Annotated in this window: 8 protein-coding genes; 5 read left to right on the top strand and 3 right to left on the bottom strand. The window is 58.5% G+C overall.

The features are described from left to right. On the top strand, positions 1-611 hold a 611-nt coding region (locus VK725_RS16725), incomplete at its 5' end, for a rhodanese-like domain-containing protein (RefSeq protein WP_325319194.1). 112 nt (positions 612-723) lie between these two features. Here VK725_RS16725 and VK725_RS16720 read toward each other — a convergent pair. After that, entirely contained in the window at positions 724-1,398 is a 675-nt protein-coding gene (locus VK725_RS16720) for a Fe2+-dependent dioxygenase (RefSeq protein WP_325319193.1), read from the bottom strand. A 149-nt stretch (positions 1,399-1,547) separates the two neighbouring features. Here VK725_RS16720 and VK725_RS16715 point away from each other — a divergent pair, with 149 nt between their 5' ends. Next, on the top strand, positions 1,548-3,110 hold the full coding sequence (locus VK725_RS16715) for a sulfotransferase (protein ID WP_325319192.1): 1,563 nt from the start codon (positions 1,548-1,550) through the stop codon (positions 3,108-3,110). 89 nt (positions 3,111-3,199) lie between these two features. Here VK725_RS16715 and VK725_RS16710 read toward each other — a convergent pair whose 3' ends face one another. Then, positions 3,200-6,391: a TonB-dependent receptor gene (locus VK725_RS16710; protein ID WP_325319191.1), complete on the bottom strand. Its 3,192-nt coding sequence runs from the start codon at positions 6,389-6,391 to the stop codon at positions 3,200-3,202. A 403-nt stretch (positions 6,392-6,794) separates the two neighbouring features. Next, complete coding sequence (locus VK725_RS16705; RefSeq protein ID WP_325319190.1) at positions 6,795-7,583, bottom strand: AMP nucleosidase; 789 nt, start codon at positions 7,581-7,583, stop codon at positions 6,795-6,797. A 169-nt stretch (positions 7,584-7,752) separates the two neighbouring features. Between VK725_RS16705 and VK725_RS16700 the strand changes: the two genes are divergently transcribed. The 3 genes from VK725_RS16700 to VK725_RS16690 all read left to right on the top strand — a co-directional run bounded on the left by VK725_RS16700 (position 7,753) and on the right by VK725_RS16690 (position 11,871). Then, positions 7,753-10,167 (top strand): acyl-CoA dehydrogenase, encoded by a 2,415-nt coding sequence (locus VK725_RS16700; protein ID WP_325319189.1) that lies wholly within the window; start codon positions 7,753-7,755, stop codon positions 10,165-10,167. 80 nt (positions 10,168-10,247) lie between these two features. Then, on the top strand, positions 10,248-11,192 hold the full coding sequence (locus VK725_RS16695) for a DegV family protein (protein ID WP_325319195.1): 945 nt from the start codon (positions 10,248-10,250) through the stop codon (positions 11,190-11,192). 55 nt (positions 11,193-11,247) lie between these two features. Further along, positions 11,248-11,871, top strand: a complete 624-nt coding sequence (locus VK725_RS16690; RefSeq protein ID WP_325319188.1) for a DUF4124 domain-containing protein — start codon at positions 11,248-11,250, stop codon at positions 11,869-11,871. Positions 11,872-11,911 lie beyond the last annotated feature (40 nt).

Below are 11,911 nucleotides of genomic sequence, written 5' to 3'. Positions count from 1 at the left end.
CCGCAGCGCCGGATCGTACGCCGCCGGAAATCACGATTACCGATAAGGCCGCCGAAGCGATTCGTCAGGGCACCGAGAATGCACAAGGTCTCGCGCTGCATCTGGAAATCGGCCCGGACCACAGCGCCGGCTTCCAGCTCGCGCCGGGTAACGAGCACGATATCGTCGTCAACGCCAATGGCATCGAAGTGCATTTCGATCCTGCCAGTGCGCAGCGTGCGAAAGGCATCGTGATCGATTGGGTGTCCACCATGCAGGGCGAAGGCCTGAGCCTGAAGTTTCCCAACGCCAACGAGATCCGCTCGATGAGCGTGCAAGAACTGCAGCAACGCCTCGCCGCCAAGAACATCACGTTAGTCGATACGCGTCCAGCGCAAGGCCGCCAGATCGCCGCGCCGCTTGCGCAGGCACGCGTTCTCGAAGAAGAAGGCTATGACGCACTCGCCGCGCTGCCGAAAGACACGCCGATCGCCTTCATGTGCCATCACGGCATTTCCAGCCGCGGCGTAGCCGAACGCTTCGCTGCGCATGGCTTTACGCAAGTGTATAGCGTCGATGGCGGCATCGACGCTTGGGCTGCGGAAATCGACTCAAGCATTCCGCGCTACTGAAAGCACACGGCTTCAAGAAAAAGACCCCCTGCTTGGGGGTCTTTTTTTGCCTGTCTTCAATGCATGCAACGGCGGCAGCAAAAAGCAACGCGCTTTTGCGCGTGAGCTGCCGTCAGGTTTCCGCCCACATGCGGACCAGGTTCGCGCGCGATTTGCTGATCAGGTCGAACGAAGGGCTCTTGCCTTCACGACTGAAAGTCAAACGCTTGGCGTTTTCCATATCCCACAATATTTCACGCTGCGCAGGATCGCGAATCTGGCTTTGCACCCAGATGATCGCCGCATCGCGCACGCCACGGGTAACCGGTGTGACGTGGTGCAATGTGTTGGCTGGATAGGCAATCGCGGCGCCCGCCTCAAGCTTGAACTGACTACTGATGCCATTCATGAGCACGGTCAACTCGCCACCGTCGTAGCTTCGCGGGTCGGAGAGAAAAATGGTGATGGCAATGTCGCTACGTATGGCATTGCTCATATTCCCCATGATCGGGGAATCTACGTGAGGACCATATTCCATGCCTTGTTGATAGCGATTGAACAATACCGACGTCGCCGACGCCGGCAGCAATGCCGTCTGCAATTCACCGCTGCGCATAAAGGCTTCACGCACGATGCGTGCAATCTGCTCATATTCGGGCGTACCCGCTGTCACTTGCAGATTCCGCTTCACCTCACGCGCGGACCAGCCTGCGGAGTCGGCCCCATCGATAAAAGAAGCGCCCTGCAGCTTGGGCTGGATGGCTGCCAGCTCACCGGAGTTGAGAATAGCGGGGAAGCAGTAAATCAAGGCCGTAACCCTTCATGAGGTTGCATGACGCCATCCATGGTAATCGCCCGCTTCATGAAGCGGAACGTCTGCGGTGATTTGGCCGCTCTTTATCCTGAAGAACATGCAAGACTTGGCACCGATTCTGAAACCATCCGCACCAGGTGCCCATGTCGCCCTCCCCCCTCTCCCCCGCAGCACAACAGTGGCTGAGCGAAGCCGGTAAGGCGTTATCCCAGGGGCGGGCGGATTTGGCAGAACAGCCGTTGAGACGCGTGCTGGCAGAGGCGCCCGGCTTTGCCAACGCGCAGTTCCTATATGGCATCGCCTGTCAGATGCGTGGCGACAACATCACCGCCGCCGAGTACTTGCGCAAAGCCGCAAAGCAGCGCCCTGATGACCCCACCATCCTCACAACTCTAGGGGGCGCCCTTTACGATTCGGGTGCAACCGAAGAAGCATTCGTCTGTCTGCGCCGCGCCACGGAACTGGCCCCTATGCAGGCATCAAACTGGTTCAATCTTGGTAAAGCACTGAAATTGCACTGGCAGCTGGATGAGGCCGCGGATGCTTTGCGGCGCACCCTCAGTCTGGACGAACGGCATATTGCTGCGCGTAACACGCTTGCCGACATTTTCACGATACGCGGCAATATCTCCGATGCAGTGGCCGAATACCGCAAGGTGCTGGCCTTGCAGCCCGATCACGCGCAGGCATGGCATGGATTGGCCAATCTGAAAACCGAGCCGCTCACTCTGGCGGATGCAAAGCAGATCCGTCACATCCTGCAAAACCAGCAGCTTCCCCACGACGAACGCGTATCACTCGGCTTTAGCTTGTACAAAGCCCTGGAAGACCAGCATGACTATGCTGGCGCCTTTCAGGCACTGCACGAGGCCAATGCACTCAAACGCCGACTGGTCCAATGGGATGCGGCTGCGGAGCATGCCGATGTCGATGCCATCACCGAAGCCTTTCGCCATCCGTTGCCAGCTCCGCTCGATCCGACCCTCGGACACGAGGTGATTTTCATCGCCAGCCTGCCTCGCTCCGGATCGACACTGGTTGAACACATTCTTGCTTCGCACCCGCTCGTGGAGGGTGCAAACGAGATCCAAGATCTATCAAACGTTCTGGACGACGAATCGAAACGACGCGGCAAAGACTTTCCGCATTGGGTCGCCGACGCCACGACTGAAGATTGGGCGCGGCTGGGCAAGAACTATCTTGCGCGCACTGCCCGCTGGCGCACCAAACGCCCATATTTCACCGACAAAGGATTGCAGAACTGGCAATGGGTCGGTGCCATTCGCGCCATGTTGCCCGGCGCCAAAATCATTAACTGTCATCGCGATCCGATCGAGACCTGTTTTGCCTGCTACCGCCAGTTATTCAGCGAAGGCATCCACTTCAGCTACGACCTGGAAGATCTGGCCAGCTATTACAACGACTACCAACACCTCAGCGACTATTGGCAGGAACACTACCCGGGCCAGGTCTTCAACCTTGCCTACGAGACACTGGTGCAAGAACCAGAAGCACAGATCCGGCAGTTGCTTGCCTTCTGCCAATTGCCCTTCGATGCTGCGTGCCTCTCGCCACACCAGACTCAACGCGATGTGCACAGCACAGCGAGTGCAGCGCAAGTACGCCAGCCCATACGAGGCGATACAGCGCGCAGTCCGCGATATCGGGATTTCCTGAAACCGCTCATCCAACGCCTCAACCACTGAAACGAAAAAGGCCGCCAGATAATCGGCGGCCTTCTTCGTTGCTCCCGTTACCGGCACCCTTTCGGGCACCGGTGAATGACCAACGGGAATTACCAGTCGAACTTCACGCTGAAGTCCACGTAGCGAGGCGCTTCCAACGCGAGCGGGGTTTTGTACGCTGGGTTCCACTGACCCGCACCATTGACGGTGGTGATCATGTAGTACGAAACGTACTGCGTCGCGTTCTGCTCGTTGAGCAGGTTGTGGACCTGGGCCTGGAACGTAAGATGCTTGCCGCCCCATTCAGGCACGTAAGTCAGCGCCAGATTGATCTGATGGATCCACGGCGTGTGACCACTGTCCCCCGGAGGAGACGGTTGACCGCCATAACCCACACCGGTGGCCGAATTGCCGCCCGGTACGCCGCCGCAGAAATGCTGGTAAGGACCACCATAAAGATCCGGATCAATTGTCGGACCGTAACCGCTCAAGCATACATTCGGCGCACCAGACTGGATGATGTAGGTGCCGCTGATCGTCCATTCCGGCGTAAGGGAATACGCGCCGAAAGCCTTGAGGGTGTGACGACGACTGTTGGGCAGCTCACCGTTGGCGTATTCCATCAGGTCGGGGTAGTCCCACTGCGCGGTGGTCGAACCGGAAAGACCGCCCTTCTGTTTCGCAATCTGCGTCTGGTTCGAGATCTGGCCGATCGCCGTGTCGGTTGGGCCTTCGCTCGAGCCGTACGACTTGGAGAACAGGTAGTCGATCTTGGCGTACCACTTGCCGTCCCAGGTGTGTTCCAGATAGTTCTCTAGGCCGTAGTACTTACGCGACGGCTGCGGGTACGTGCTGGTGTAATTTGTTAAGACCCCTTCCCCAGTGTTTGGATTCCACGTGACTATGCCACCCGGTGCTCCGGAGCAGGGGATGTAGTTAGTCTTGCCTGGATTGACTAGGCCAGCAGGGCAGCCGTAATCATCGACAAGATCGGTGTCATCGACGAAATTGCCGACCTTCTGATAGGTTGCCGTCGTGCCGAACACCAAGCCCGTATCGCCAAGCATCTTCTGGAAGCCCAGAACATATTCATCCTGGTATTCGGGCTTGAGGTTGGTCGAAGCGTAATCCTTACCATTCCCGATCAGGCCATTCTCACCATCCGGAGAGTAATAACCTGGCGTGGTCACGCCTGGGGCCAGAACCACCGGAACCGGCGTCAGACCTTCAGGTATGCCCTTCGGACCGATCGAGGTGTAGGTATAGGTTATTTCGCCATTGAAGGTGCCATAGGCTGTGTTGCGTGCAGCCAGGCCCGTCGGCAACGCCAGGTAATAACGACCCGCGTTACCGAACAACTTCGCCGTGCTGTCGCCGAAAATATCCCAACTGAAGCCCAAACGCGGCGCCCACTGCGGCGAGGTTTCCCGAACGTATTGCACGCCGCCGGGTGCGATATTGGTGAACTGGTCGTTGCGCAAGCCGAGGTCAAGCAACAAATTCGGTGTTACCTGCCAACGGTCTTCGACATACTGCGCCTTCTGACGGACGCCCAGGTTGATATCGGAACTCACAAAATTCTGCTGAACATAGTTCCCGACAACAGGAGTGTTCACATACGGCGCGGTACTGGCGTAAATAGGCAGACCAGTGAAGTACTGATAGGAAGACCCACCGACAGAATTGAACCCGTCCGCATCGTCACGGGTCTGCATGTTGTCGATACCGAACTTCACATCGTGCGTGTCGGTAACTTTCCAATCAAGGTCGACGCGCAGGTTGGAGACCTTCGTCTTGTGATCCGGATTGCCCAGCTGAGACTGGAATATGTTCGGAGCCGTAGCCAAATTGGCATAGCCCGGCGTGGTCGTGGGCACGCCTGAAGCGAACACCTGCGGACTATCGCCACCCGGCAAGGTCTCGAAATAGCTGCCATTCATTTGCCCGTACAGCACTTCGAGCGTGAGGTCGTCGGTGATGTAGGAGGTGTACTTCAGGATGCCGAGGTTGAAGTCGTTCTTGGTCAACAAACCCGGACCGTAATAACTAGCAACACTCTGGTTGGAGTAGTTGTAGTTGTAGTAGTTGTTGCCGTTTAGATCGCTATCGCTCTTGACGCCAGTCAACTCAAGAATGTTGCTGTCGTTGATGTTCCAGTCCAGCTTGCCGTAGATCTTCGGAGAGGACGTGGAGGTCGATTCCCAGCCCGCAGGGGTATTGATACCGTTCTGAGCGACACCGGCCTGATTGCTGTCGTGCTGCCATTCGGCGGTCAAGTAGAAGAACAACTTGTCCTTGATCAGCGGGCCGCTGATATAGGCGTCATACACGGTTTCCCAATCGCTGTTCTGCCGCTGGCCGTTTTCAATTTGGCCATAACCGGCCGGATAGCCGGTCGAGCCTTGATTGGCAAGGTAAGGGCCTGATGGCGTGGTAAGGCCTACTGGCGTGAGCGGATTGGAGTAATGGATATTGTCATAGCTGCTTTCCGCCCAAGTCGGGCGGTAATCCACGTACACACCGGCATGCCATTGATTGCTACCGCGCTGACCGACCTGGCTGATCACACCACCGGTCGAACGGCCGTACTCGGGGCCATAACCGGATGTGATGGTCTGCTGCTCGGCAATAGCGAAATACGGCAGCGTGATACCACCCGCGCCACCGATCGGATCGGTGGTATTGAAGCCGTTGAGGAAGTAGGCGTTTTCGACGACGCTGTTGCCGCCGATGGAGACCAGCGGCGCACCGTTCGGTCCCGTACCAAGGCTGGAGCCGCCGAAAGTGACGCCCGGCGCCAGAATGGCAATGGATTCGGCATTGTGAGCAATCGGCAGATCTTTCAACTGCTGCGCGGTCATGACCGCGCTTTGGCGGGTCGAGGTCACATCGATCTGCGGCACCGAATCGGCGGTCACCGTCACGGTGCCCAGATTCTTGGTTTCCTTGGTCGAGGCAAACGGCACGGTAACGGCGCCGGCCACGGTCACATGCACGTTTTCCTGCGAGGCAACCACTTGGCCATTATTGACCAGCGATACCGTGTAGGTGCCCGTCGGCAAGCTCGCAGCGTAGTAACGGCCACTGGAATCCACTGGCACGTCGCGCGAAAGGCCAGTGCCAACGTTTACCAGCCGGACGACTTCGCCTGTCGCGACCGGCGCGGTACCCGTAACCGTGCCTGTCGTGGCCTGCGCGTGTGCGTGCCCCGCGTAGCCGAACCCCAATGCGATAGCTAACGCCAATGCTGTATGGCGCGTCTGCATCGCCTTGGATGCAGGCACGTGTTTTTTAACATTCATGAATTGTGAGCCCCCAGCAGAAATAAGTTTTAGTCGGGCAGAACTAGGCACGCAGATCCCTCCTGGACCCGGAAAAACCATAACCGAGCCTGCGTATCGCCTTGTCTACCCGTCCCTTCCCCAACAGGTCGCCGGATAGTCTTTCCCAGAATTTAGCGACTAACTAACAACCTGTGGGTCGACGTTACGGGGCCGAACTATAGAAAGTCAATGGTTGACAGTTAAAAGACAGTTAGCCCCACCCTGGGCGGCTGGCTCCTAATGAAGAGGTGACCGCCGCGCCTTCGTCGTTTTCCGGCAAGCCGAGGGACGCTCTTTGAAAGCCCTGGAGGAAGCAACATTGGAACGTACAGCACTCGTTCCAGGCCGCGCATGCCATGTCGCGCATTCACCGCTCACCGTGCTATTCGTTGGGCTCGTCTTCGAACCGCAGATGTTTCACGCTGCGACCATTGCGACGCACCAGTTTCAGCGCTTCGATACCGATGCGGATATGTGCATCAACATATTGCGAGGTAACGGACCGGTCGCTCAGTTCGGTCTTCACACCTTCCGGAATCATCGGCTGATCGGAGACCAATAGCAGCGCACCGCAAGGAATTCTATTGGCGAAACCGGCGGCGAAAATTGTTGCGGTTTCCATATCGACGGCCATGCAACGCGTACGGCGCAAGTATTCCTTGAACGTCTCGTCGTGTTCCCACACGCGACGATTGGTCGTGTAGACCGTGCCGGTCCAGTAGTCGCGGCCCATGTCGCGAATCATGGTGGAGATACCGCGTTGCAACTGGAACGCTGGCAACGCGGGCACTTCCGGCGGCAGGTAGTCGTTGCTGGTACCTTCGCCACGAATGGCGGCAATCGGCAGGATCAGGTCGCCGAGCTGATTCTTCTTTTTTACGCCGCCACATTTACCTAGGAACAGCGCCGCGCTCGGTTCGATTGCGCTGAGCAAATCCATGACCGTGGCAGCATTGGGACTGCCCATGCCGAAGTTGATCAAAGTGATGCCGTCGGCGGTGGCGCTGGGCATCGGGCGGTCGCGGCCATGCACTTCCACGCCATGCCATTGGGCAAACAGATCCACGTAATGGCCGAAGTTGGTAAGCAGGATATGGGGACCGAAATGGTCAAGCGACACGCCGGTATAACGCGGCAGCCAATTGGAGACGATCTCGTGTTTGGTCTTCATGCCATCTCTTTCGTCAGGCGCAGCGAAGCCTTTGCTGCGCGTCGCCGGCGACGCCACGCCGGCACGATGCCAGATCGGGTCTTTCTATCTTAAAGCTTAGTCGCCGCCATATTCGCATTTCCTTGAAGTGGCACACTTCACCATCGGCACCCCGATGAAGGAGAGCGGCATGCTTGCCTGCGGCTGGATCGTTGCATGGATCGTGCTGTTCGGTTTTGCCTATATCGGCCGCGGCTGGCTGGCATGGGTGGGCGCACTCGCCGTGCTGTTCCTGACCTGGTACCTGGGCGGCATCGATACGCCCATGCTGTTCACGCCGCTTTTGCTGGCATCGATACTTCTAGCCGCAGTGACCGGTTTTCCGCCATTGCGCTGCGCACTATTTGCACGTTCGTTACTTCCGATGCTCAGCCGCGTGATGCCCAAGCTCGGTAACACCGAGCGCATTGCGCTGGAGGCCGGCACCGTTTGGTGGGACGCGCAAATTTTTACGGGCGCGCCTGACTGGAAATATCTCGCCGATTTCCGATGCAAGCCGCTCAGCGACAAAGAGCAGGCTTTTATGGATGGCCCAGTGCAACGGCTATGCGCGATGCTCGATGACTGGCAGGTGCAGCAAGACCGTGACCTGTCACCAGAAGTCTGGGATTTCCTCAAGCGCGAACGCTTCTTCGGCATGGTGATACCCGAAGAGTTCGGTGGTCTTGGCTTTTCCGAGATCGGCCATTCGCGTGTTGTGACACGCATCGCGAGCCGTTCCATTGCAGCAGCGGTGACGGTGATGGTGCCCAACTCGCTGGGCCCTGGCGAATTGCTGGTGCATTACGGCACTGACGAACAGAAAAAGCGTTATCTCGAACGCCTCGCCACAGGCCAGGAAATTCCATGCTTCGCACTCACGGGTCCGGAGGCTGGCTCGGATGCAGCCGCCACGCAATCGGAAGGCATCGTCGAACATGGCACATGGAACGGCGAACAAGTACTTGGGCTGCGACTGAATTGGAACAAGCGTTACATCACGCTCGCACCCGTCGCGACACTGATCGGTCTGGCCTTCCAGTTGAAAGATCCCGATCATTTACTCGGCGAGACGGTTGATCGCGGTATTACATGCGCACTGATTCCGCATGATTTGCCGGGCGTCGATATTGGTCGTCACCACGATCCGATGGGCGTGCCCTTCAACAACGGCCCCATTGTCGGCAAAGATGTGTTTGTACCGCTGGATGCAATCATCGGTGGCGTCGATCAAATCGGAAACGGCTGGCACATGCTGATGGACTCGTTGGCGGCGGGCCGTTCGATTTCGCTACCGGCCCTCGCGGTGGGTGCCGCGCAAATGTCCACGCGCATCTGCGGCGCCTATGCGACGGTGCGCGAGCAGTTCGATACACCGATTGGCCGTTTCGAAGGCATCGAAGAACCGCTCGCTCGCATCGCCGGCCTTACGTATTTGATGACCGCGACACGCACGCTCACCTGCGGCGCTCTGGATGCCGGTGAAAAACCCGCTGTATTGGGTTCCATCGCCAAGGCTTACCTCACCGATGCCATGCGCGAGGTGGTGAGCGACGCCATGGATATCCGTGCAGGCGCTGCCATTCAACGCGGCCCGCGCAATGCGTTGTCACGCATGTGGATGTCAGTGCCGATCGGCATCACCGTCGAAGGTGCGAACATCCTGACGCGTTCGATGATCATCTACGGACAGGGCGCGATACGTTGCCATCCCTGGGTACCCAAGCTCATCGACGCGATTGCCGACAAGAACCTGACCAAGTTCGATGTCGCGACCTTCGGCTACATCAATTTCGTTTTTACGCGTGGCGTGCGCGCGCTGCTGCTTGCGCTCACGGGAAGCCGCCTCGCACGCGTTCCCATCGATACGGAATTGAAGCGCTACTACCAACACCTCACACGCTATGCGTCCGCTTTCGCTTTCGTATCGGACATGTGCATGGCCACGCTTGGCGGTTCGTTGAAGCGACGCGAAAAGATTTCCGGCCGTCTGGCCGACGCCCTGGCGTGGCAATACCTTGCCGCCGCCGCACTCAAGCGATATCACGATGAAACCAAGTTCGCCTCCAACTACGACCTCGTGCGCTGGAGCGTGACAACGGCCCTCTTCCGCACGCAGGAAGCGCTGCGCGGCGTACTGGACAATCTACCCGGCCCATTGGCGATCCTGGCTCGGTGCCTCGTGTTCCCGCTGGGTGCGCACCGACGTCCGCCATCGGACCTGCTCGGGCAACGCGCCGCGCGTGCGATCCTTGAGGACCGCGAAGCTCGCATCAATCTGACCCCGGACATCTACGTGCCAGGTCCAGACGAACCCGGGCTCGGTCAGCTGGAAGCCGCGTTGGAAAAAGCCGTGCGCGCCATTCCCGTCGAAACCAAACTACGCGATGCCGTACGCGACGGCCGGCTGGAACGGGCACATAAGGACCAGCTCGACGAACTTGGCCTCGCTGCGGGTGTCATTACCAAGGAGGAATACGAGGCCCTGGCCGAGGCACAAGCCGCGCGTGATGAGGTCGTGCAAGTGGATGCGTTCGACACGCAGACATACCGCACGCTGCGCTGAACGTTGGCGCAGTGCCGCAATCACATGTCCTAGACGCATGTTATGTTGCTCGCGCGAACGAAAGTGGAAGGATGAGCTACATGCGAATGGGTCTGGCCATTGATGCATCCTGCGACCTGCCGCAGGACTTTCTGCTTGAGCACGACATCTCCGTCATGCCCATCGCCGTGCGCGTGAACGATTCGGTCTTCAAGGACGATCGCAATCCCGCCGAAATCGACCGCTTTCTCCGGCTCAAACTGGGCAGCCGTAGCCACTCCGCCGAAACCGAGCCATGCTCGGTGGAAGACGTGCAGAAGCTGTTTCTGGAAAAGCTCGTCCTGGAAAAGGACTGCGTGTTCTGCCTCACCATCACCGCCACGCGCAGCCCGATCTACGACCACGTGGTGAAGGCCAGCTTCGGAGTGTTGAAAAACTATCGGCAGGTGCGCGAACCGGCCGGCATAACCGGCCCATTTCTGATGCGTGTGATGGATACGCGCAGCCTGTTCGCTGGCACGGCTCCCTGTGTGGTCGAGGCGGCACGTCTGATGAAGGCCAATGAGACGCCTGCCGCCATCCGCGAACGCCTGGCCTATATCGCGGAAAATTCCTACGGCTACATGCTGCCGCGCGACCTCTATTACCTACGCGCTCGCGCCAAGAAAAAAGGCGATCGCAGCGTCGGCCTGTTCAGTGCGGTGCTGGGTTCCACCCTCGACATCAAACCGCTGTTGCGCGGCTACCGCGGCGAAACCAGTCCGGTCGGCAAGGTGCGCGGCTGGGAACATGGCTGCGAAACGCTGTTTGGCTATGCCGCCGATCGCGTCCGTGCGGGCTTGCTTGTACCTGTCGTGTGCGCGGCCTACGGCGGCGATCTGGCCGAGCTGCCCAAGCTTCCCGGCTTCAGCAAGCTGGAGCAGGCCTGTCAGGAATGCAACGTCACCCTGATGCAAGCGCCGATGAGCATCACCGGCATGGTCAACGTGGGCGAAGGTGCCGCGTGTATCGGCTTTGCCGCCGAGGAACACGACGTCGAGTTCTGACCGGCCGCCAGCGGCCGCTTTTCACGACCAGACCTTTCACAATTAGAATCCCCGCATGAACCGCTTCGGCGTTGGCATGCTGTTTCTTTGCGGGTTGCTCATTGGCAGCCTGGCGATGTTTGCGCATGCGCAAGACAACACCATCACCGCCTACAAATGCACCTCGGCGCAAGGACAGGTGAGTTATCAGGGCGCGCCCTGCAAGCACGATCAGAAGCAGCAGACACTGCAGCTGGACGGCAACGAGCCCGGATCGCCGCCTGCACAAGATAAGGAAGACGACACGCAACAGATCACCGCAACGCCAGCGCCGCGACCACCTGTACTGAAGACACCGCCGTCATTGATGTACAGCTGCACGCGCGCAACCGATGGCAAGACATACCTGAGCAACAACGGCAACCCTGCCCCGTATTACGCACCACTCGCCATGACCGGCATCATCCCGACGCCACTCGGTCAGACATCACCGCATGTCAAGGCGAACGCCACCATGGTCGCCAGTCACTACACGCAGGTGCAGGACCAATGTCAGCCGATGTCCCCTCAGGACACATGTTCCGAATTACGCAGTCAATATGACGACAACGAAAAGAAACTGTCGCGCGCTTTCAAGAGCGATCAACCGGCGTTGCAACAACGCGAGAGCGAACTGCTTGCCGAACTCAGCCACTGCTGAGTAAATTCTGCGCAATCTTATGTAACTCATTGTCACACGG

The sequence above is a fragment of the Dyella sp. genome (genome assembly GCF_035486915.1).
GTDB lineage: Bacteria > Pseudomonadota > Gammaproteobacteria > Xanthomonadales > Rhodanobacteraceae > Dyella_B.
The sequence above is the reverse complement of the archived record's forward strand: the minus strand, read 5'-3'. Positions and strand labels throughout refer to the sequence as shown.